Annotated in this window: 14 protein-coding genes and 3 pseudogenes; 10 read left to right on the plus strand and 7 right to left on the minus strand. The window is 73.7% G+C overall.

The annotated features are described in order from the left end of the window. Positions 1–11: 11 nt before the first annotated feature. Positions 12–1,205 (plus strand): glycine C-acetyltransferase, encoded by a 1,194-nt coding sequence (locus tag ACFYY6_RS11120; protein ID WP_389192759.1) that lies wholly within the window; start codon positions 12–14, stop codon positions 1,203–1,205. A 55-nt stretch (positions 1,206–1,260) separates the two neighbouring features. Continuing rightward, positions 1,261–2,193 (plus strand): LysR family transcriptional regulator, encoded by a 933-nt coding sequence (locus ACFYY6_RS11125; RefSeq protein WP_389192762.1) that lies wholly within the window; start codon positions 1,261–1,263, stop codon positions 2,191–2,193. A 400-nt stretch (positions 2,194–2,593) separates the two neighbouring features. On the opposite strand, the gene ACFYY6_RS11130 is transcribed toward ACFYY6_RS11125, so the two are convergent. Continuing rightward, the gene (locus ACFYY6_RS11130) at positions 2,594–5,257 is read right to left on the minus strand and encodes an FtsX-like permease family protein (protein WP_389192765.1); all 2,664 of its coding nucleotides are present in this window, start codon (positions 5,255–5,257) and stop codon (positions 2,594–2,596) included. Then, positions 5,254–5,970, minus strand: coding sequence for an ABC transporter ATP-binding protein (locus ACFYY6_RS11135; protein ID WP_351519187.1), 717 nt, complete (start codon positions 5,968–5,970; stop codon positions 5,254–5,256). Before ACFYY6_RS11135 ends, ACFYY6_RS11130 begins: the two co-directional genes overlap by 4 nt. Positions 5,971–6,307: 337 nt before the next feature. Here ACFYY6_RS11135 and ACFYY6_RS11140 point away from each other — a divergent pair, with 337 nt between their 5' ends. Both ACFYY6_RS11140 and ACFYY6_RS11145 read left to right on the plus strand, forming a co-directional pair. Next, the gene (locus ACFYY6_RS11140) at positions 6,308–7,537 is read left to right on the plus strand and encodes a histidine kinase (RefSeq protein WP_351525529.1); all 1,230 of its coding nucleotides are present in this window, start codon (positions 6,308–6,310) and stop codon (positions 7,535–7,537) included. After that, positions 7,525–8,184 (plus strand): response regulator transcription factor, encoded by a 660-nt coding sequence (locus tag ACFYY6_RS11145; RefSeq protein ID WP_073785186.1) that lies wholly within the window; start codon positions 7,525–7,527, stop codon positions 8,182–8,184. Before ACFYY6_RS11140 ends, ACFYY6_RS11145 begins: the two co-directional genes overlap by 13 nt. A 48-nt stretch (positions 8,185–8,232) precedes the next feature. Here the strand turns inward: ACFYY6_RS11145 and ACFYY6_RS11150 are convergent, their stop codons facing one another. Continuing rightward, positions 8,233–9,042 carry an ABC transporter ATP-binding protein gene (locus ACFYY6_RS11150; RefSeq protein WP_351525533.1) on the minus strand — a complete coding sequence of 270 codons (810 nt, stop codon included), beginning with the start codon at positions 9,040–9,042 and terminating at the stop codon, positions 8,233–8,235. Between the two features lie 418 nt (positions 9,043–9,460). Between ACFYY6_RS11150 and ACFYY6_RS11155 the strand changes: the two genes are divergently transcribed. Next, on the plus strand, positions 9,461–10,588 hold the full coding sequence (locus tag ACFYY6_RS11155) for an aminopeptidase P family protein (RefSeq protein ID WP_351525530.1): 1,128 nt from the start codon (positions 9,461–9,463) through the stop codon (positions 10,586–10,588). 68 nt (positions 10,589–10,656) lie between these two features. Here the strand turns inward: ACFYY6_RS11155 and treZ are convergent, their stop codons facing one another. Beyond that, positions 10,657–12,456, minus strand: a complete 1,800-nt coding sequence (treZ, locus tag ACFYY6_RS11160) for a malto-oligosyltrehalose trehalohydrolase (protein ID WP_389192768.1) — start codon at positions 12,454–12,456, stop codon at positions 10,657–10,659. Positions 12,457–12,655: 199 nt separating this feature from the next. Here treZ and ACFYY6_RS11165 point away from each other — a divergent pair, with 199 nt between their 5' ends. Continuing rightward, complete coding sequence (locus ACFYY6_RS11165; RefSeq protein WP_351525532.1) at positions 12,656–14,104, plus strand: GH1 family beta-glucosidase; 1,449 nt, start codon at positions 12,656–12,658, stop codon at positions 14,102–14,104. Between the two features lie 90 nt (positions 14,105–14,194). After that, a pseudogene (locus tag ACFYY6_RS11170) lies at positions 14,195–14,515 on the plus strand (alpha-L-fucosidase); the annotation flags it as partial. 90 nt (positions 14,516–14,605) lie between these two features. Here ACFYY6_RS11170 and tnpA read toward each other — a convergent pair. Beyond that, a pseudogene (gene tnpA, locus ACFYY6_RS11175) lies at positions 14,606–15,003 on the minus strand (IS200/IS605 family transposase). Between the two features lie 26 nt (positions 15,004–15,029). Between tnpA and ACFYY6_RS11180 the strand changes: the two are divergent. Both ACFYY6_RS11180 and ACFYY6_RS11185 read left to right on the plus strand, forming a co-directional pair. Further along, on the plus strand, positions 15,030–16,250 hold the full coding sequence (locus ACFYY6_RS11180; protein WP_389192771.1) for an RNA-guided endonuclease InsQ/TnpB family protein: 1,221 nt from the start codon (positions 15,030–15,032) through the stop codon (positions 16,248–16,250). A 19-nt stretch (positions 16,251–16,269) separates the two neighbouring features. Next, positions 16,270–16,494: pseudogene (locus tag ACFYY6_RS11185) on the plus strand (hypothetical protein); the annotation flags it as partial. Here the strand turns inward: ACFYY6_RS11185 and ACFYY6_RS11190 are convergent. Beyond that, the gene (locus tag ACFYY6_RS11190; protein ID WP_388651001.1) at positions 16,452–17,420 is read right to left on the minus strand and encodes a GNAT family N-acetyltransferase; all 969 of its coding nucleotides are present in this window, start codon (positions 17,418–17,420) and stop codon (positions 16,452–16,454) included. The pseudogene ACFYY6_RS11185 and the gene ACFYY6_RS11190 overlap by 43 nt on opposite strands. A 188-nt stretch (positions 17,421–17,608) precedes the next feature. On the opposite strand from ACFYY6_RS11190, the gene ACFYY6_RS11195 reads away from it, so the two are divergent. After that, a complete protein-coding gene (locus ACFYY6_RS11195; protein ID WP_351526080.1) occupies positions 17,609–18,178 on the plus strand; it encodes a DUF1707 and FHA domain-containing protein in 570 nt (189 codons plus the stop codon). A gap of 537 nt (positions 18,179–18,715) precedes the next feature. Here the strand turns inward: ACFYY6_RS11195 and treY are convergent. Next, a complete protein-coding gene (gene treY, locus ACFYY6_RS11200; RefSeq protein ID WP_388650999.1) occupies positions 18,716–21,142 on the minus strand; it encodes a malto-oligosyltrehalose synthase in 2,427 nt (808 codons plus the stop codon). Positions 21,143–21,362 lie beyond the last annotated feature (220 nt).

The raw sequence follows: 21,362 nt of genomic DNA on the forward strand, positions 1-21,362 counted from the left end.
AGACACCCCTCATGTTCGACTCCGTACGCGACGACCTGCGCACCACCCTCGACGAGATCCAGGCCGCCGGACTGCACAAGCCCGAGCGCGTGATCGGCACCCCGCAGTCCGCGAGCGTCGCCGTCACTTCGGGCGGCCGCCCCGGCGAAGTGCTCAACTTCTGCGCCAACAACTACCTCGGCCTCGCCGACCACCCCGACGTCGTCGCCGCCGCCCACGAGGCCCTGGACCGCTGGGGCTACGGCATGGCCTCGGTCCGCTTCATCTGCGGCACCCAGGAGGTCCACAAGGAGCTGGAGCGACGGCTCTCCGCGTTCCTCGGCCAGGAGGACACGATCCTCTACTCCTCCTGCTTCGACGCCAACGGCGGCGTCTTCGAGACCCTCCTCGGCCCGGAGGACGCGGTCATCTCCGACGCCCTCAACCACGCCTCCATCATCGACGGCATCCGGCTGTCCAAGGCCCGGCGCTTCCGCTACGCCAACCGCGACATGGCCGACCTGGAGACCCAGCTCAAGGAGGCGTCCGGGGCCCGCCGTCGCCTCGTCGTCACCGACGGCGTCTTCTCCATGGACGGGTACGTCGCCCCGCTGCGCGAGATCTGCGACCTGGCCGAGCGCCACGACGCCATGGTCATGGTCGACGACTCGCACGCCGTCGGCTTCGTCGGCCCCGGCGGCCGGGGCACCCCCGAGCTGCACGACGTGATGGACCGCATCGACATCATCACCGGCACCCTCGGCAAGGCCCTCGGCGGCGCGTCCGGCGGCTACGTCGCGGCCCGCACCGAGATCGTCGCCCTGCTGCGCCAGCGCTCGCGCCCGTACCTCTTCTCCAACTCCCTCGCCCCGGTCATCGCGGCGGCCTCGCTCAAGGTCCTCGACCTGCTGGAGGGCGCCGACGACCTGCGTGAACGGCTCACCGCCAACACCAAGCTCTTCCGTACCCGGATGACCGAGGAGGGCTTCGACGTCCTGCCCGGCGACCACGCCATCGCTCCCGTCATGATCGGGGACGCGGCGAAGGCGGGCCGGATGGCGGAACTGCTCCTGGAGCGCGGGGTGTACGTGATCGGGTTCTCGTACCCGGTCGTCCCGCAGGGCGCCGCCCGCATCCGGGTCCAGCTCTCCGCCGCGCACTCCACCGAGGACGTGAACCGGGCCGTGGACGCGTTCGTCGACGCGCGGGCCGCGCTGGGGGAGTAGCCCCCGTTCTCCCGGTGTGTCGGGGGTACCTTCGTGACCTGGGACAATGGGTCACATGATCGATGCACGGCGGCTGCGTATCCTCCGTGCGGTGGCGGATCACCGCACGGTGACCGCAGCCGCCGCCGCGCTGTACCTCACCCCCTCCGCGGTCTCCCAGCAACTCGCCGCACTGGAACAGGAGACCGGGCACCGCCTCGTCGAACGCGGCGCGCGCGGTGCCCGGCTCACGGCCGCCGGGGAGATCCTGCTGACCCACACCAACGCGGTGCTGGCCCAGCTGGAGCGGGCCGAGGCGGAGCTGGCCGCCTACGGCGCCGGGGACGCCGGAACGGTCACGGTCGCCGCGTTCGCCACCGGCATCGGCCTGGTCCTCGCCCCCGCGATCGCCGAACTGGCCCGCACCGCGCCCGGCATCCGGGTCCGCGTCCAGGACGCCGAGGGCGACGCGAGCGTGCCGATGGTGCTGGACCGTCAGGTGGACGTGGCGGTCGCCGTCGAGTACCGGGGCGCGCCGGGCGAGGACGACCGGCGGCTGACCCGGGTCCCGCTCTATTCGGAACCCTTCGACGCGGTGCTTCCGGTGGACCATCGGCTGGCCGGACAGGACGCGGTGGCGATCGCCGACCTGGAGAAGGACCCGTGGATCGGCCCCTACCCCGGCAACCCGTGCCACGATGTGGTGGTCCTTTCCTGCGAGTTCGCCGGGTTCCAGCCGAGGATGGAGCACTCCTCGGACGACTTCCGGGCGGTCGTCTCGCTGGCCGGGGCGGGGGCCGGGGTGGCACTGGTGCCGCGGTCGGCGCTGCGCGGGATGGAGCTGGCCGGGGTGGTCGTGCGCCCTGTGCGGGGCAGCGCGCCGACCCGCCGGGTCTTCGCCGCGGTGCGGCACGGGGCGGAAGGCCACCCGCTGATCGCGCCGGTGCTCGCCGCGCTGGCCGCGGCGGCGCGGCGCGAGGCCGCCCTTTCGCTGTCCGCGTCGCCGTGACGTGAGCGGCCGGCCGGGGCGCGTCACGGAATCCGTCCTGTCCCGCCGGGCCGGGCGGCGCCCCGGGAGGATCAACGGGTCACGTAGAAGAGGGAGAGCCCGAAGAACACCGCCAGCGCGACGGACGCCTGCGCTGCGCGAGAAGGACGGCGGTGTCGAACTCGTCGCCGTGCACAGTGCGTCGTGGCAGGCAGGCTGCCTGGGTTCCGACGCGACCTGCGGCGGCGCCGTGGAGACGCGCCTTGACGACATCGGCGACTGGGTTCAGCAGGTGCGTGGCACTGGACCGGCAGCGTCGTCCGACCGGTTCGGGGCAACGAGTGACCGGCTGCCCGGTCCCGAACGGCGCACGTTCGGGACCGGGCAGCCGTCCGTCGTCCCGGCGGACCGCCGCACGGAGTCAGCCGGACCGGCCCCCGAGGACGCCGCGTCCCCCCGACGTGCCCGGGCGGATCGTGCCGAGTCCGGCCGCCACCAAGACGGCCAGCGCCAGCACCCCGTACCGGGCCGGGGACAGATACGGCAACGAGCCGGTCGTCGACAGCGCGAACGCCGCCAGCGGCACCGCCGCGACCAGGGTGCCGATCAGCAGACCGGCCACCGCCACCAGCGCCGTCTCCAGGACCAGCATCCGCCGCACCTGACGGCGGCCCGCGCCGACCAGGCGCAGCAGGCGGAATTCCGGGGTGCGGCCTACCGAGATCAGGGACAGTGTGCCGACCACCGCCAGCAGGGCGAAGCCACCGATCACCCCGACCCCGATGATCACCAGGGCGTCGTCCTGCTCCGATGCCGACGGGTCGATCCGTGCGTCATCCGGCGTCGCGGCACGGACCTGGGCACCCGGGTACGGGGCGAGCGCACGCCGCACCGCGTCGGCCGAGGCGGGCGAGCCGTCCGTGCGCACCAGGACGCTCCGGTCGAGCGGCGCCGTGGTGTGCGCGGCCAGCGCCTCGCGCGGCAGCATGAACTCGCCGAGTCCCAGGGACCGTTCGTAGACCGCGACCACGCGGGGCGCGACCCGCGTGCCGTCGCCGAGGCGGAGCTCCACCGTGTCGCCGATGCCCGCGTCCAGGTCGGCCGCCCGGTCCTCGCCGACCGCGACGGTGCCCCGGCCGACCAGGTCCGCGAGATCACCGGCCGTGACGCGCGGATCGAGCGCACCGGTCAGCCGATCCGCCGTCACGCCCAGCACGGGCAGCCGCTCCAGGCGCGGTTCGCCCAGCTCGCGGTGGGCCAGTACGACGGCGGAGGGCAGCACTCCCGTCGCCGCCACCACCCCGGGAGCTTCCCGCACCGCACGGGCGGCGTCGGCCGGAAGACCCGCCGGGCCCGTCACCACGAGGTCGGCCCGCAGCGCGGCGGCGGCCTGCCGGCCGGCGGCCCGCTCCAGCGTCGAGGCCGCCGACAACTGCACGCAGACGAACGCGACGAGCAGCACGATCGGGGTGATCGCCGCACCCAGCCGCCGGTGGTGCGCGGCGGCGGACCGGGCGGCAAGGAAGCCGGAGACCCCGCCCACCACCCGCACCGGCGCCCCCAGCACCCGCAGCACCACCCGGGCGATCCACGGCCCGAGCAGCGCCACCGCGATGATCAGCGAGGTCGCCGCGCCCGACGCGGCCACCGCGGCGGCCTGCCCGCCCTGCGCGGTCGCCGCACCGGCCGATCCGATCCCCGCGACGGCCAGCACCACCCCGGCGACCGTGCGCACCCGGCCCGGTTCGCTCGACTCGGGCGCACCCGCGGCGCCCAGGGCCGCCGCGGGCCGCAGTCCGGTGACGGACCGGGCCGCGAGCAGCGACACCGGACGGGCCGGGAGGACGACGAGCACCGCGGCCACGGCGCCCGCCACCGGCGGCAGCCACAGCGGCACGGGCAGCGGCAACGGCTCCGTGGCCAGCAACGACCGCAGGTACAGCCCCAGCGGCACGGTCCCGATCGCGCCGAGCACCGCCGCCGCACCGGCCACCCGGCCCACCTCGCGCCCGACGGCCGACCTGAGCTGGCGCGGTGTCGCCCCGACCGCCCGCAGCAGAGCCAGTTCACCGGACCGCTGGTGGACCGCCTGGGAGATCGTGGTGGCGATCACCAGTAGCGCCACCATCAGGACCGTTCCGGCGACGGAGGCGAGCAGCTCAAGCAGCTCGCCCCGGGTGCCGAGCGCGTCGACGTGTTCGGCCCGCCCGCGCTCCGCACCGGTGAGGACCACGACCGCGCGGTCGCCGTGGGCCCGGTCGGGCAACACGGCCTCCAGCGAGGCCCGCAGCTCGCCGGCCGTCACCCCCCGTTCGGCGACGACGCCGATGGCGTCGACGGTGCCGGGGTGTCCGGCCAGATCCGTCAGCCGGCGTTCGGTGAAGAACACCGCGGGGCCGTCACCCCGGTGCGCGGACGCGGCGACACCGCTGACGGTGTAGGGCCGGGGCGCCCCGTCGGTCCGCACGGTGATCCGGCTGCCGGGGCGGAGGGCGGCCGCGGCGGCGAGGGCATCGTCGACGACCACCTCGTCCGGGGCGCCCGGCGCGTGACCGCCGGTCAGCCGGTACGGGGTGAGGACCGCGGCCTGCCAGGACCGGCCGACGGCCCCGGCCGCGCCCCGCCCGGTACCGTCGCCGGGGGCGCCGCCCACGGCCACCGGGACCGAGTCGTCCGCGACGGCCTTCGCGACCCCCTCGGCACCGGCCGCCCGTGCCACCGCCGAGCGGTCGAGCCTGACGCGTTCCGGCAGATGGGCCTCGGCGGTCTTCGGCTCGCTGCCCCACGGTTTCGCCGTGTAGGTGACCCGTTGGTCCCCGACCACCACCGCGTCCGCCCCGGCGTACCGTGCCACCGGGGGCGCGGCCAGCAGCAGCGAACCGAGGACGAGGGCGAACGAACCGATCAGCGCGACCGCGGCCGCCGTCGCGGCGAACACCGCGGCCCAGGCCCGCCGATGGGCCCTCAGCGAGCGCCGGGCGAGAAAGGCCGAAGCCCGCCGCACCCCAAAACGCACGTCCGGGCCGGGCCCGCGGGGCGTGACGCCCGTACCCGTGTCCGCCTCCGTGCGGGTGTACGTGTTCATCGCAGCCGTCCGCCGTCCATCGTCAGTACGGTGTCCGCCCAGCTCGCCGCCGCCGGATCATGGGTGACCATGACGACCGTGCGGCCGTCGGCCCGGACCGCGTCCCGCAACAGCCCGAGCACCAGGCCCGCCGACTCCGGGTCCAGGGAGGCCGTCGGCTCGTCCGCGAAGATCACCTCGGGTGCGGTCACCAACGCCCGTGCCACCGCGACCCGCTGCTGCTGACCGCCCGAGAGCGTCGCGGGGGCCTGCCCGCCCCGACCCGCCAGGCCGACCCGGGCCAGCAGATCACGGCCGCGGGCCAGCACCAGCTGGTCCGTCGGACCGGCGCCCGCCAGCACCAGCGGCAGCACCACGTTCTCCTCGATGGTCAGCGAGGGCACCAGGTTCAGGGCGTGCGACTGGAACACGAACCCGATCCGGTCCCGGCGCAGCCGGGTCAGCGCGGCCTCGGACAACGAGCCGAGATCGGTCCCCCCGACCCGTACCGTCCCCGAGGTCGGGCGGTCCAGGCCCGCCGCGCACTGCAGGAACGTGCTCTTCCCCGACCCCGAGGGCCCCACCACCGCGGTGAAACTCCCGGCCGGGACCGTGCAGCTCACCGCGTCGAGCGCGAGCGTCCCCCGGCCGCCGCGCGGCCCATGGCGCCGGGTCACCGACTCCAGAGCGAGCGCGGTCGCCCGCACTCCCGTGACCGTTGTGACCGTGTCCATCCTCGAACCCACCGTTCCTCTTCCGTTCCTAAGGGCTGTCCCGTAATCCGTGGCGGATCGGCGCGCGGCGTCAGATGTGGTGCATCGCAAGACGGAGGGGCGCCCGCATACGGGACGTATGCGGGCGTTCCGACAACGCGGCGAGGTGCCGCGGCTGTCGCCGGGCGCCCATCAGGGATTACGGGACAGCCCTTAGGCTGACCTGCGTAAACGCTAGGAGCGCCGGGAGCGGGGAGCGAGGGCGCGCACACCCGGACCGGGGTTCGGTCAGGTACACCGGGAGCCCGGGGGAGACCACCACTCCGGCGACGGGGAACGCCCCGTAACGTGGTGCGGCATGAGCACCACCCCCACCCCCCTGACGATCGCCGTCCGGCGCTCCCGGGACGCCTCGCGCCACCTGTTCATCGGCATGGGGACGGCCATGGTCTGCTACGTGGGCACCTTCCTGGTGGTGGCCGTCCTGTTGTTCGCGGCGGTGCTCATCGGGCTGCCCGCCCTGCCCGAGGCCGTGAAGCCGTTGCGCCTGCTGGTGGAGTTCGAGCGCCGCAGGGCGGCCGAACGGCTCGGCGTCCCCTACGCCCCGGCGCCCTGGCCCGCCCCGGACGGCGGTGAACTCTCCGAACGGGTGCGCCGTGTCCTCACCGATCCGATGGTCTGGCGCGGGGCGCGCTGGATGCCGTTCCACGCACTCGCGGGGAACGGCCTCGGATGTCTCGCGATGGCGCTGTGGCCGGTCGGGCTCTTCGTCGACGGGGTCGCGCTGCCGGTCCAGCACCTGCTGGACCGGCGGAGGGCCGACGAGTACGGCACGCCGCCGCCGGTGCGGCACGGCTGGGCCCTGCGCTGGCACGGTGTCCTCGCCGACCTGTCGGCGAGCTGGACCCGGTCCCTGCTCACCCCCTCACCGTCCGCCGTCCTCGCCGGCCGGATCGATCAGCTGACCGAGAGCCGGGCCGGGGCGGTCGAGGCGCACGGCGCCGAACTGCGCCGCATCGAACGGGACCTGCACGACGGCGCCCAGGCGAGGATCGTCGCCCTGTCGATGCGCATCGGTCTCGCCAAGCAGCTCCTCGACCGCGACCCGGACGCCGCGCGCCGACGCCTCGACGAGGCCCAGGACGGGGCGGAGGAGGCGCTGGCGGAGCTGCGGCACGTGGTGCGCGGCATCCACCCGCCGGTCCTGACGGACCGCGGACTCGCGGGCGCGGTACGGGCTTTGGCCGCCGATGTCGGCGTGCCCGTCAGCACGGACGTGGACGGTGTGGACGACGGGAGACGGCTTCCGGCCGCGATCGAGGCGGCCGCGTACTTCGTGGTCGCCGAGGCTCTCACCAACATCGGCAAGCACAGCGGCGCCACGGCCGCGACCGTGCGGATCGACCGGCCCCCGGGCATCCTGCGCGTGGTCGTCGGCGACGATGGTGGTGGCGGCGCGGACGAAGGCGCCGGCAGCGGGCTGGTCGGCATCAGACGGCGGATCGCCGCCCTCGACGGCACCACCCGCATCAGCAGCCCCACCGGGGGGCCTACGGAGATCGAAGTGGAGCTGCCGTGCGGATCGTGATCGCGGAGGACAACGCGCTGCTGCGGGAGGGCCTGATCCTGCTGCTCACCAGCTCGGGCCACGAGGTGGTGGCGGCTGCGGCGGCCGGGCCCGAGGTGCTGCCCGCCCTGCTGGAGCACCGCCCGGACGCCGCCGTGCTCGACGTGCGGCTCCCGCCCACCTTCCGCGACGAGGGCCTGCGTGCCGCGCTCGCCGCCCGCGACCGGCTGCCCGACCTGCCGATCCTGGTCCTGTCGCAGTACGTCGAGGAGACGTACGCCGCCGAACTGCTCGCCCGGGGCGCCCAGGGCATCGGCTACCTGCTGAAGGACCGGGTGGGCCGCGTCGACCAGTTCCTCCAGGCGCTCGAACGGGTCGCGGGCGGGGGTACGGCGCTCGATCCCGAGGTGGTGACGCAGCTGCTGACCCGCAAGTCGTCGGCCGAGCCCCTGCAGAACCTCACCCCGCGCGAGCGCCAGGTGCTGGAACTCATGGCACAGGGAAAGGCGAACGGCACCATCGCCGACGAACTGGTGGTGACCGAGCGCGCCGTGAGCAAGCACATCGGGTCGATCTTCCTCAAGCTCGGTCTGGAACCGGACGACGGCACGGTGCACCGGCGGGTGCTCGCGGTGCTGGCGTACCTGGAGGGCAAGGGCGCGCGCTGACTTTGGTCCGGGGCCGGACCGCGCCGCACGGGGCTGCGTGGGTGCCCGCTACCGGCCGACCGACGCGGTCCGCCGTTCGCGGGACGCGCGTGCCGTGGGCACCACGACGGGGGCGCCGTCGCCGGGCGCGTCCATGATGTCCGCCTCGACCCCGTACAGCTCCCGGACGAGGGCGGCGTCCACCACGTCACGGGCCGCGCCCCGGGCGACGATCCGGCCCCCGTTCATGGCCACCAGGATGTCCGCGTACCGGGCGGCGCCCGCCAGGTCGTGCAGCACCATCACGACCGTGCGGCCGGCCGCCGCCACCTCCCTGACCAGTTCGAGGACCTCGACCGCGTGCCCCAGGTCGAGCGCGCTGGTCGGCTCGTCGAGCAGCACGATCGGCGTCTGCTGGGCGAGCACCATCGCGAGCCAGCAGCGCTGGCGCTGGCCGCCGGACAGCTGGTCGATGCGGCGGTCGGCCAGTCCGGTGGTGCCGGTGGCGGACAGGGCCTCGCGCACGGCTCGTTCGTCCTCGCGGGACCACTGCCGGAACAGGCCCTGGTGGGGGTGGCGTCCGTACCGGACGAGACCGGCGACGGTCACCGCCTCCGGAGCCTGCGGGGACTGCGGCAGCAGGGCGATGCGGTGTGCGGCGGCGCGCTGGCTCAGCTGCCAGATGTCGGAGTCGCCCGCCCGGACGGTGCCCGACTCCGGGCGGTGGAGGCGGGCGATCGACCGCAGCAGGGTGGACTTGCCGCAGCCGTTGGGGCCGACGATCGCGACGACTTTGCCGGCGGGCACGGAGAGGTCGACCCCGTTCACGACGGTGTGGCCGGGGTATCCGGCGGTGAGCGCCTCGACCGTCAGGTCCATGCCGCCCGCCGCGGGGCCCGTGGCGGGCGGTGTGCGGGGCGGGACCGTCGTCGTGGTGGCGTCTGTCATGCCGGTCATGCCTTTCCTCGGGGCTGTCCGGGCCGGAACCGGCGGCCGGGGCCGCCCTCCCGCACCATCAGAATAGGTAAGCCTAGCCTAATTCCTGTTCGGTCTCCCGGAGACTGCGGTGCACGGCCCGGCCCCGGGCCGCCCGTCAAGCCCGGCGGGCCGCACCGAACTCGGCCGCCACGCGCCCCGCTTGCGCATGCCGAGCGCGACCGCCCCGCACCTTGCCGCAGGGGTGCCGCTCCGCCCGTTCCCACGGGGTGCCGCTCGCGTCGACCCGGTGGGTACGGGCAGGATGCCGTACGCCGTGTCATGTCCCGTCATGACGTCCCGCGCTCGCCAGGAGGCCCGTATGCCCAGCCCGAACCAGCCCGTGCCCTTCACCGCCGACGACTACCGGGCACGGATGGCGCGCGCGGCCGACGCCGCCGCCGAGGCGGGGCTCGCGGGGGTGCTGGTCGCCCCCGGCCCCGACCTCGTCCACCTCACCGGCTATCAGCCCGTGAGCACCGAACGCCTCACGCTCCTCGTCCTCACGCCCGGTCAGGACCCCGTCCTCGTCGTCCCGACCCTGGAGGCCCCCGACGCGGCGGAGGCCGTCGGCGGACCGGCCCTCACCCTGCGGGACTGGACCGACGGCAAGGACCCGTACGCCGTCGCCGCCCCGCTCCTGCGGGACCGCGGACGGTACGGGATCAGCGACAACGCCTGGGCCATGCATCTGCTCGGACTGCGGCGCGCGCTCCCGGACACCTCGTACGTCTCCCTCACCGAGGCCCTGCCGATGCTCCGCGCGGTCAAGGACGCCCCCGAGCTGGAGCGGCTCGCGGCCGCCGGGGCCGCCGCCGACGCCACGTACGAGGAGATCCTCAAGGTGCGGTTCTCGGGGCGCAAGGAGACCGACATCGCCGCCGAACTGTCCGACCTGCTCAAGCGGTTCGGGCACTCCCAGGTCGACTTCACCGTCGTCGGTTCCGGCCCGAACGGCGCCAATCCGCACCACGAGGCGGGCGACCGCACCATCGAGCGGGGTGACATGGTGGTGCTCGACTTCGGTGGTCTGAAGCACGGTTACGGCTCCGACACCTCCCGCACGGTCCATGTCGGCGAACCCACCGCCGAGGAGCAGCGGGTCCACGACATCGTGCGGCAGGCGCAGGAGGCGGGCTGCGCCGCGGTCCGGCCCGGGGTCGCCTGCCAGGAGGTCGACCGGGCGGCCCGCGCCGTCATCACCGAGTTCGGCTACGGCGAGCGCTTCATCCACCGCACCGGCCACGGCATCGGCGTCACCACCCACGAGCCGCCGTACATGATCGAGGGCGAGGAACGGCCGCTGGTGCCCGGGATGTGCTTCTCGGTGGAGCCGGGCATCTATCTGCCGGGCCGGTTCGGCGTACGGATCGAGGACATCGTGACCGTGACCGAGGACGGCGGCCGGCGCCTCAACAACACGGCGCGCGAACTGGCGATCGTCGAGTAGCCGGGCGACCGCGCGGCGCGCGTCGACGGCGGGGAGCCGGGCGGGAGGCGGGGACGCCGGCCCCGGTCTCAGTCGTCGGCCAGCAGCACGCACGACTCCGGCGGCAGGTGCAGCAGCCCGTCGCTCCCCGGCGCTTCGACGGGCTCCCACGCCGCCACCACCCGGCCGAAGCCGCCCCTGCGCCGCCCGTCGCCCAGCGGGATCGTGGCCGGTCTCCCGTCGAGGTTGACGGCCATGCGCAGATCGCCCCGCCGGTAGGCCAGCCAGCGCGCATGCTCGTCGAACGCGGTGCGCACCGACGCCAGATCGGGGTCGGCGAGGTCGGGCAACGTGCGGCGCAGCGCGATCAGCCGCCGGTACCAGGCCAGCAGGCGGGCGTGCGGCTCCCGGTCCGGTTCGCTCCAGTCCAGGCAGGAGCGGTCACGGGTGGCCGGGTCCTGGGGGTCGGGGATGTCGTCGGCGGCCCAGCCGTGCGACGCGAACTCGCGTCGCCTGCCGGTGCGGACCGCCTCGGCCAGCATCGGATCCGTGTGGTCGGTGAAGTACTGCCAGGGGGAGCGGGCGCCCCATTCCTCGCCCATGAACAGCATCGGGGTGAAGGGGCCGGTCAGCACGAGCGCGGCGGCGCAGGCCAGCAGGCCGGGGGAGAGCGTGGCGGCGAGCCGGTCGCCCCGTGCCCGGTTGCCGATCTGGTCGTGGGTCTGGGCGTAGCCGACGAAACGGTGGGCCGGGGTGCGGGCGATGTCGACCGGGCGGCCGTGGGTCCGGCCGCGGAAGGCGGAGTACGTACCGTTGTGGAAGAACCCGCTGGTCACCGTCTTGGCGACGGCGGCCAGCGGGGCGGCGGCGAAGTCCGCGTAGTACCCCTGGGACTCGCCGGTCAGCGCGGTGTGCAGGGCGTGGTGGAAGTCGTCGTTCCACTGGGCGTGCAGTCCGATGCCGCCGGCCTCGCGCGGTGTGGTCGTCCGGGGATCGCAGCGGTCGGACTCGGCGATCAGCGGGAGCGGGCGGCCCAGCTCGGCGGAGAGTGCGTCGGCCGCCGCGGACAGCTCCTCCAGAAAGGTCAGCGCCCGGGAGTCGGCCAGTGCGTGGACCGCGTCCAGCCGCAGCCCGTCGATCCGGTAGTCCCGCAGCCAGGCGAGCGCGCTGCCCAGCAGATAGGCCCGCACCTCGTCCGAGCCGGGTGCGTCGAGGTTGACCGCCGCGCCCCACGGGGTGCGGTGGGCGTCGGTGAAGTACGGGCCGAAGGCCGGGAGGTGGTTGCCCGACGGGCCGAGGTGGTTGTGCACCACGTCCAGGACCACCGCGAGACCCAGACCGTGCGCGGTGTCGACGAAGCGCTTCAGGCCCAGCGGCCCGCCGTACGGCTCGTGCACGGCCCAGGGCGCCACCCCGTCGTACCCCCAGCCGTGGGCGCCGGGGAAGGGGCACACCGGCATCAGCGACACATGGGTGACGCCCAGTGCGGTGAGATGGCCGAGCCGGGCCGCCGCGGCGTCGAAGGTGCCCTCCGGCGTGAACGTACCGATGTGCAGCTCGTACAGGACGGCGCCCGGCAGCCCCCGCCCCGCCCATGCGTTGCGCCAGGCGTACGCCGAGTGGTCGACGACGGCGCTCGGGCCGTCCGGCCCGTCCGGCTGGCGGCGCGAACGGGGGTCGGGCAGTACGCGTACCCGGTCGGCCTCGCCCTCGCCTCGTTCCCCGTCCCCGCCGCCGGTCAGGACGAATCCGTAGCGGTCCCCGTCCGACGCCCCGGCCTCCACCGTCCACCAGCCGGCCCGTTCGGCGTCGGGCGCCATCGCCCGTCGCGCGCCCGCCAGCCACAGATCGACCGCGCCCGCGTCCGGTGCCCATACCTCGAACAGCATGCAACGCTCCTCGTCTTCTCGCGCACCCGTGCTCCGTCGTCGGCAGCAGCCGCGACGGCTGACTCACGACACTGGATCGAGCCCGTTACCGGCGATTAAGGTCTGGTCCTGATCATTGCCCTGCCCGCTTTTCGCTCAATACGCACTCCCTCTTACGGCTGTGGAGGCCGAGATGAACGTGCCGCGGTCGAATGTGCCGATGCCGGACGCGCCAGTGCCCGCCGCGCCGGCGCCGCACGGGTCCGGGACGGACGCGGCCGCGACGACCGCGGCCGCGTCCGCCGTGCCCGTGTTCCCGCCCGGTTTCCTCTGGGGGGCATCCGCCTCCGCGTTCCAGACGGAGGGGGCGGCCGACACCGACGGCAAGGGGCCCTCCGGCTGGGACGCCTTCGCCGCACAGCCCGGACGCATCAAGGACGGCACCGACGTCGGCCGCGGCACCGGATTCCACCAGCACTACCGCGAGGACGTCGCCCTCCTGGCCGGGCTCGGCGCCGACGCCTTCCGGTTCTCCATCAGCTGGCCGCGCGTGGTGCCCGGGGGCAGCGGCGCCGTCAACCCGCAGGGCCTCGACTTCTACGACCGCCTCGTCGACGAGCTGTGCGCCCACGGCATCACCCCCGCCCCCACCCTCTACCACTGGGACACCCCGCTGCCGCTGGACGAGGCGGGCGGCTGGCTCAACCGGGACACCGCCTACCGCTTCGCGGAGTACGCGGGCATCGTCGCCGAACGCCTCGCCGACCGCGTACCGATGTGGATCACCATCAACGAACCGGCCGAGGTGACCCTGCTCGGCTACGCACTCGGCCGGCACGCGCCGGGCCACACCCTCCTCTTCGACGCCCTGCCCGCCGCCCACCACCAGCTCCTCGCCCACGGACTGGCCGTGCGCGCGCTGCGCGGCGCGGGCGCCGACAACATCGGCGTCGCCGTCTCGCACACCCCGGTCTGGCCCGCCGGCGACCGCGAGGAGGACCGTTTCGGGGCGGAGCTGTACGACACGATCAGCAACTGGCTCTTCGCCGACCCCATCCTCACCGGCCGCTACCCCGACGAGAACTTCGCCGCGCTGATGCCCGGACCGGTCGCGGACGACCTCGCGACCATCTCCACCCCGCTCGACTGGTACGGCGTCAACTACTACAACCCCACCCTCGTCGGCGCCCCCGACGCACAAGCCCTCGACTCCTTCTCCGGCTTCGAGATGCCCGCCGAACTCCCCTTCGGCATCCGGGAGATAGAGGGTTACGAGAAGACCGACTTCGGCTGGCCCGTCGTCCCCGACGGACTGCGCGAAACCCTCGTGCAGCTGCACGCCCGCTTCGGCGACCGCCTCCCGCCGCTGTACATCACCGAGAACGGCTGCGCCGTCGACGAACCCGCCCGCGACACCCGCCGGATCGCCTACCTCGAAGGACATCTGAAGGCCCTGCACGCCGCGATCGGCGCGGGCGTCGACGTCCGCGGCTACTTCACCTGGTCGCTGACCGACAACATCGAGTGGATCGAGGGGGCCGGCAAGCGCTTCGGACTGGTGCACATCGACTACGAGACGCTGCGCCGCACCCCCAAGGACTCCTACGCCTGGTACCGCGACCTGATCCACGCCCAGAAGAACGGGCACACGGCGGCCGGGCACGCCTGACGGCGTCCCGCGCCCGGGTCCCTCACGGCCGTCCATCCACGGCCGCCCGGGCCTTACGAACGGCCCCGTGCGTGATCGATACTTCGCGCCATGGTCGCTTCGTGGTGGTCCCGGGCCCGACTGGGGATCTTCGTGCACTGGACGCCCGCCTCCGTGCCGGGCTGGGCCCCGCCGTACGTCCCCCCGGACGAACTCCCGGCGGAGGGCCGACGCGCCCCGCTCGCCTGGACGGCGTACGCCGAGTGGTACGAGAACGCGCTCCGCTTTCCCGGCAGCCCCGTCTCCGCCCACCACCGGGCCACCTACGGCACCCGCCCCTACACCGCCTTCGGCGGTGACTTCAACGACGCGCTGGACTCCTGGGACCCGGCCGCCTGGGCACGCGAGTTCCGGGCCGCTGGCGCCCGCTACCGGGACTAATCGTAGTGCGCCGGGCTTCAGCCCGGTGGTGAAGCGATTCCGAGAAGTGTTCTGACCCGCAGGTCATAGCGGGCGATTCTGCTACTCGATGTACTGGCGGACGATCGACAGCGGAGCCCCGCCGGCCGACCCGGCGAAGTAGGAGCCGGACCATAGCCGTTGCGCCCGCCAGTAATGCCGGACCAGTTCCGGGTACTCCTGGCGGAGCCTGCGGGAGCTGACTCCCTTCAGAGAGTTGACCAGCTTGGACAGGGCCACCTTTGGCGGGAAGTTCACCAGGAGGTGGACGTGTTGTTCTCGCCGTTGAACTCGACCAGCTCGAACTCGAAGTCCTCGCACACGGCGCGCCTGATCTCCTCCATCCGCTTGAGGTGGGCGTCCTTGAACACTTTGTGCCGGTACTTCGTCACGAAAACCAAGTGGGCGTGCAGGACGAACGCGCAGTGTCTGCCAGTACGAATGTTCTGATACTCGGCCATAAACCAACTGGAGTAAGTTGATTGGCATGCAGCTTCGGTACAGCTTCCGCCTGTACCCGGACGCTCCACAGCGCTCCGCGCTGGCCAGGGCGTTCGGGTGTTCGCGGGTGGTCTACAACGACGGGCTTCGCGCTCGTGAGACCGCCCGCGCCGCAGGCGAGCCGTCCCCGAAGACCGGGAACCTTTCCAAGCTGCTGATCACCGAGGCGAAGAAGACCGGGGAGCGGGCCTGGCTCGGTGAGGTGTCCGCCGTTGTTCTCCAGCAGTCCCTTCGGGATCTCGACACCGCGTACCGCAACTTTTTCGACGGGCTGAAAGGCAAGCGCCCCCGCATGGGCGCGCCCCGGTTCAAGTCCCGCAGGGACAACCGGCAGGCCGTCCGGTTCACCGCGAACGCCCGCTGGAAAGTCACGGCCGGCGGAGACCTGTCTCTGCCGAAGATCGGTGATGTGCGGGTGAAGTGGTCCCGCACCCTGCCGTCCGTGCCGTCCACGGTGACCGTGGTCAAGGACGCCGCCAGCCGGTACTTCGCCTCATTCGTTGTCGAGACCGAACCCGGCGAGGTACTGCCCGAGGTGACGCCCGAGGTGGGTATCGACCTGGGGCTGAGGCACTTCGCGATCCTCTCGGACGGCACGAAGACCGAGTCCCCGCGCTTTCTGCGCCGGGCCGAGAAGAAGCTGAAGCGAGAGCAGCGTCGCTTGTCCCGCAAGGCGAAGGGCTCCAGTAACCGAACCAAAGCCCGGACGAAGGTGGCCCGCGCTCACGCGCGGGTGGCTGACGCGCGGCGCGAGTTCCACCACCAGCTCTCCACCCGGCTGATCCGCGAGAACCAAGCGGTCGCCGTGGAAGACCTGTGTGTGAAGGGACTCGCCCGCACCCGCATGGCGAAGTCCGTCCACGACGCCGGATGGTCGGCGTTCGTGAAAATGCTGGAGTACAAAGCCGCCCGGTACGGGCGCACCTTTGTGCGCATCGGCCGGTTCGAGCCGACCTCTCAGGTGTGCTCGCAGTGCGGCGTCAAGGGCGGCCCCAAGCCCCTCCACGTCCGGGAGTGGGAGTGCGGGGCATGCGGGGCCGTCCTCGACCGTGACGTCAACGCGGCGGTTAATGTCGCGAAGGCCGCCGGACTGGCGGTGTCAGCCTGTGGAGCGTGGGTAAGGCCGGGACTTGTTCCGGCGCAGCGCGGTGAAGCAGGAACCCGCCGAGACGGTCAGACGACCGTGGTAGGAATCCCCCTGCTTTAGCTGAGGGAGCGGAAGTCAAAACCGCAACTCCCCGCCCGAGGCGTTCCTCGGCCGGGACGCGCTGGAGGCGCTCGTCCGCGAGACGGCGGCGGAGGGCGGCAACGTGCTGCTCAACGTGGGGCCGCGCGGCGAGGACGCGACGATCCCCGCCGAACAGCGCCTGCGTCTGGAGTGGCTGGCGGAACTCGCCCGCCGGGACGGTCAGTCCCAGACCATGTCGAAGGCCCGCCCGAACTCCGCATAGCCGAGGCGGGCGAAGGACGCGGCCATCGGGACGTTGCCGAGATCGGTCGCGGCCCGGATCCGGTCCACCCCGTCCTGCGCGGCCAGCAGCCGGGTCCCCTCGGCGAGGATGCCGTCCACGTACCCGTGGCCGCGCCGGGCGGGAAGGACACCGATGTACGCGATGACCGGGTTGTAGTCGTTGCGCGCCGGGATCACGAACCCGACCGGCGCGCCGTCCGGCAGTTCGGCGATCCGCCACCACTCGCGCGGCGTGGCGTACAGGGCCAGCTCCTCGTCGTAGTGCTTCTCGGCCGCCTCCCGGGCGCTGAGCCCGGACGCCAGATCGGCCCGGCCGTGGGCGTCCAGGGTGCCCTCCATCACCGCCGTCATCAGCGCGAGCAGATCCTCACGACCCTCCACCGGGCGGAACCGCAGCCGTCCGTCGTCCGGCGGCACCGGCGTACCGGCGCGCCACTCCAGGCGCAGCCGCTCCACCAGCATCCGCGCCCCGGAGCGCTCCATCACCCGGATCCGCGCCTCGACGCTCTCACGAGTGGCCGGGTCCTCCCGCCAGTCCGGCGGTACGAAACGGCCGTACTCGGGGCGCGGCGCGCCGGCCGGTACGACCGCCGCCGTCGCCGTCTCCAGCAGCCGCAGGCCCGCCTCCTCGCCTTCGGGCCGTGGCAGGGTGTCGTCCAGGTCGAAGACGTCGAGGAGCAGAGGGGCGTCCCCGTCCCGGCTCCACCAGGCGATCCGGGCCACCACGCGCTCGCCGCGCAGCGCCACCCACATCCACCCGGGACGTCGGCGCCCGCTCTCCAGGTCCTCGGCGAGCTCGTCGTCGAGGAGGTAGGACAGCCGGAGGAAGAGCCCGAGTTCGTCCGGGCCGGTCAGCGGACGGATGGTCAGTTCCTGCGATGTCGCTTCCGGTGAAGCTGGGGGCACGAGGTCTCCTCGGCGGTTGCGGAAGGCCGCCGGGGGAACCACGGGCGGCGCGAGTCGGGAGACGGTAGCAACCGCTCCCCGGCACCGCTCCCGGATGTCGCGGCGGCGCGCGGCCCGGACGGGAGCGTGCCCGTGCGGGCCGGGGTTCTTCTGGACACTCCGGGGCGGTCGGGCCGACAATTGGGCGCGTGACGTCCCCCTTCGAGTCCCACACGTACCCCGCGCGGCCGTCGGACGCCCAGCGCGACCGTGTGATCGGCGTACTCAGAGACGGCGCCGCACAGGGCAAGCTGTCGCACGACACGTTCATGCGCCGCATGGAACTGGCTCTCGTCGCCCGGAGCCCGGAGGAACTGTCCGTCCTCACCGCCGACCTGGCGGGGAGCGAGGGACGCTGGTCGCGGCGGCTGCTGAAGGTCGTGGGCGGGGTGTCCGGCTTCCCGGGCCGGGTGCGCCGGGTCTGGCGGACCGAACGGCTGCCGAGGCTCCTGCTTCCGGTCCCCGGTCCGTACCCCCTGCTGATCGGCCGTGATCCCGGCAACGGACTGCGGCTCAACCACGAGTCCGTCTCCCGGCTCCACGCCGAACTCACCACGCGGGACGGCCGCTGGATGCTCCGCGACCTCGGCTCGACCAACGGCACCTGCGTCAACGGGCAGCGTGTCGCCGGTGCGGTACGGGTCCGGGAGGGGGACCAGGTGAGCTTCGGGAGAATGAGCTTCCGGCTCACCGCGCCCGCCGTCGAGCCTCCCGCCTGACGGCGACGCCCCACGCGCGCCGGACCCGACCGGCCGTGCCCGGTCCGGCCTGACGTCGGAGCATCCTCCTGCCGGGCATCCGCCTTCCTTGCCACAGTGCGGGCGGTGCTGCGCGAGGCAGGTCACGAGGGCCGCTCGAGCTCCACGCGGAAGGCGCGTGACCCGGGCAGGTGATCCCTCGCCCCAGGGTGTCCGGACCCAGGGACCGGCCGGTCCCCCGTCGCGACCGTAGTTTCGAGGGGCGGTCCCCTCTCCCGGGCTTACGACCTCGTCCACGATTGTCAGCGGCGTCGCGGTGTCTGGGACCTCCGCCTCCGGCGTTGTCGTCAGTCCCCGACGCTCCTTCCCCGAGCTCTCAGCTGCTTTCGAGCAGGGGAGACCCCATCCGACTCCCTCCTCCGCCTTGGATTCGAAGGCTCCGGACGCCGCTCCTTCCTCCACTGCCAATCGTGGACGAGGTCGTTACAGGGGCTCGTGGGCCCGGCCGCAACCGGCGCGCGGGACAAGGGAACCGCCACGGGTTCCGCCGGACGGCCCTCAGCCGGTCCCGGTCCGGGCGAGCAGCGCCACCGGCCGTTCGGCGAACAGCTCGGCGACCGCGACCGAGGGCCCGGTGAACTTCCGGCCCGGCGTCAGCAGATCGGTCCACGGCCCGTCGTCCGGAAGCGCCAGCTCCGTGTCGTGCCAGCCGCCCGACTCCGCCAGCCGCAGCGACAGCCGGGTCACCGCCGTGACCACCTCGCCCGAGCGGCAGAACGCCAGACAGTGCGCGGCCGCCGGACCGCGCGCGCTCAGCGGGACGTACGTACCGGACTCCCCGAACACCCCGGGCCGCTCGCGCCGCAGCCGCAGCACCACCGACGTGAGTTCCGCCTTTTCCTCGCAGGGGCCGTCCTCGGGCGGGAGGCGGAAGGGCCGCCGGTTGTCCGGGTCGACCAGCGCCACGTACTCACGTTCCGTGCCCTGGTACAGATCCGGCACCCCCGGCATCGTCAGATGCACCAGCGCCGCGCCGAGCACATTGGCCCGCGCGTACGGGGCGAGCGTGGCCGTGAACCGGTCCAGCGTCTCGCGCACCTGGCCGCCGTCCGCCGCCGGTCCGGCCGCGACGAAGTCCGTCACCGCCCGCTCGTACCCCGGATCGCGCTCGGTCCACGTGGTGGACAGTCCCGCCTCGCGCACCGCCTTCAGCAGTGCCGGTTCCAGCCGTCCCGCCGCCTCCCCGGCCGGCAGCCGCGCGCAGCCCGCCGCCGTCTGCCACGCCTGCCAGGCGAACTGCTCGTCGGGCGCGGTCGTGGGGGTCGTCCGCGCCAGCTCCACCACCAGCCAGGACCACTGCTCCGGGCATTCCGTCAGCACCGCGACGCGGGCCCGCACATCGGCGCTCCGCTTGGTGTCGTGCGTGGTCAGGACCGTGCCCGTGGCGGGCCGGTCCCGGGCCAGCCGGGCGCAGAACGCGTGGAACTCGTCCGGTGTCACGGCCGGCCGCCCCGGGTCACCGCCCACCTCGTTCGCCGAGACCAGCGGGACGTACCGGTAGAACGCCGTGTCCTCGACCGACTTGGCGCGCAGCGCCGACGCGGTCTGCGCGAACCGGGCGCAGAACGCGGCCCGGTCGGGCCCCCCGCCCAGTCGGCCCAGCGCCAGGTCCCGCACCACGTCCACCGCCGACGCCTCCTCCGGCACGGCGAACGCCGCCTTCGCATCGCGCACGACCACGTCCGGCAGCGTCTCCGGGGGCGTCCCGGGTCCCACGTCCGGGGGAGCCCCCGGGCCCACCGCGGAGGCCGCCCTCGGGCGCGGACCGCCCGCCGTCACGTACGCGCGGTAGACCGGCATGCGCACCAGCAGCTCGCGAACGGCGGCGTGCAGGGCCCACGGCGCGTGGTCGCGCAGCGCGGGTTCCTCGGCGCAGACGCGTGCGGCGAGCCTGGTGAGCAGGCCGGTCTCGGCGGCCAGGTCGTGCGTCACGACCTCGTGCGCGGCGCGTCGGACGGTCGCCTTCCACGACCCGCCGCGGTCCATGGCCGGTCCCGCGTGCTCCCGGTACCGGCCGATCAGCTCCGCGGCCCCCATCGGGTCGACGAAGAGGCCGTCGATCCGGTGCAGCGCGTCGTACCCGGTCGTGCCCGCGACGGGCCAGTCGGCGGGAAGCGGCTCGTCACCGGTGAGGATCTTCTCCACGACCGTCCACCGCCCGTCGGCCGCGGCCGCGAGTCGCTCCAGATACGCCCCGGGGTCGGCGAGCCCGTCCGGGTGGTCGACGCGCAGTCCGTCGATCACCCCGTCCCGGACCAGTTCGAGGATCTTGCCGTGGGTGGCGTCGAAGATCTCCGGGTCCTCGACGCGTACCCCGATGAGACCGGAGATGGTGAAGAACCGGCGGTAGTTCAGTTCGGTACGGGCCAGCCGCCACCAGCAGAGCCGGTAGTGCTGGGCGTCCAGCAGCTCCGGCAGCGGCAGGTGCGCGGTGCCGGCCCGGAGCGGGAACTCCTGCTCGCCGTGGCGGAGCACCTCCCCGTCGACCCGGAACGCGTCCAGCTCGTCGCCGATCCGCCCGCCGAGCACCGGCAGCAGCACCCTGCCGCCGCCCGCCTCCCAGTCGATGTCGAACCAGCGCGCGTACGGTGACGCGGCGCCCTCGCGCAGTACCTCCCACAGCGGGCGGTTGAGGCGTGGCACGGCCGCCATGTGGTTCGGCACGATGTCCACGACCAGGCCGAGGCCGTGCTCCCGGGCCGTACGGGCCAGCCGCCGCAGCCCCGTCTCGCCGCCGAGCTCGGCGCGCACCCGCCCGTGGTCGACCACGTCGTAGCCGTGCCGGGAGCCCGGCACGGCCTCCAGGACCGGGGAGAGATGCAGATGCGAGACCCCGAGTGCGGCGAGGTAGGGCACGGCGTCCTCGGCGGCCGGGAACGGGAAGTCGGGCTGGAGCTGGAGCCGATAGGTGGAGGTGGGCGTCATGCGCCGTTACGTACCCGGCCCGCGCGCCCCTGTGTCATGGAACGCCGCAAAGGGCCCGACCGGCGGTGTCGCGGCCCGCCCCGCGACGCGCCGGGGCGTGCACGCCTGGAACCCGCGCCCGGTGCCCGCGCCGGGCGCGCACGCCGCGTGCGGACACTGTTCACACCCCGCGCCGCGCGCGTACGCCGGACCCGCTCGCGCTCCACGTCCCCGCGTCCCG

It is taken from the genome of Streptomyces sp. NPDC001750, assembly GCF_042892615.1.
Taxonomy (GTDB): domain Bacteria; phylum Actinomycetota; class Actinomycetes; order Streptomycetales; family Streptomycetaceae; genus Streptomyces.

Coding starts and splice junctions, on each gene's coding strand:
- ACFYY6_RS11135 (WP_351519187.1), bottom strand. CDS start 5,970: ATGGACACGGTCACAACGGTCACGGGAGTGCGGGCGACCGCGCTCGCT.
- ACFYY6_RS11165 (WP_351525532.1), top strand. CDS start 12,656: ATGCCGGACGCGCCAGTGCCCGCCGCGCCGGCGCCGCACGGGTCCGGG.
- ACFYY6_RS11125 (WP_389192762.1), top strand. CDS start 1,261: ATGATCGATGCACGGCGGCTGCGTATCCTCCGTGCGGTGGCGGATCAC.
- treY (WP_388650999.1), bottom strand. CDS start 21,142: ATGACGCCCACCTCCACCTATCGGCTCCAGCTCCAGCCCGACTTCCCG.
- ACFYY6_RS11140 (WP_351525529.1), top strand. CDS start 6,308: ATGAGCACCACCCCCACCCCCCTGACGATCGCCGTCCGGCGCTCCCGG.
- ACFYY6_RS11150 (WP_351525533.1), bottom strand. CDS start 9,042: ATGGACCTGACGGTCGAGGCGCTCACCGCCGGATACCCCGGCCACACC.
- treZ (WP_389192768.1), bottom strand. CDS start 12,456: ATGCTGTTCGAGGTATGGGCACCGGACGCGGGCGCGGTCGATCTGTGG.
- ACFYY6_RS11180 (WP_389192771.1), top strand. CDS start 15,030: ATGCAGCTTCGGTACAGCTTCCGCCTGTACCCGGACGCTCCACAGCGC.
- ACFYY6_RS11130 (WP_389192765.1), bottom strand. CDS start 5,257: ATGAACACGTACACCCGCACGGAGGCGGACACGGGTACGGGCGTCACG.
- ACFYY6_RS11120 (WP_389192759.1), top strand. CDS start 12: ATGTTCGACTCCGTACGCGACGACCTGCGCACCACCCTCGACGAGATC.
- ACFYY6_RS11155 (WP_351525530.1), top strand. CDS start 9,461: ATGCCCAGCCCGAACCAGCCCGTGCCCTTCACCGCCGACGACTACCGG.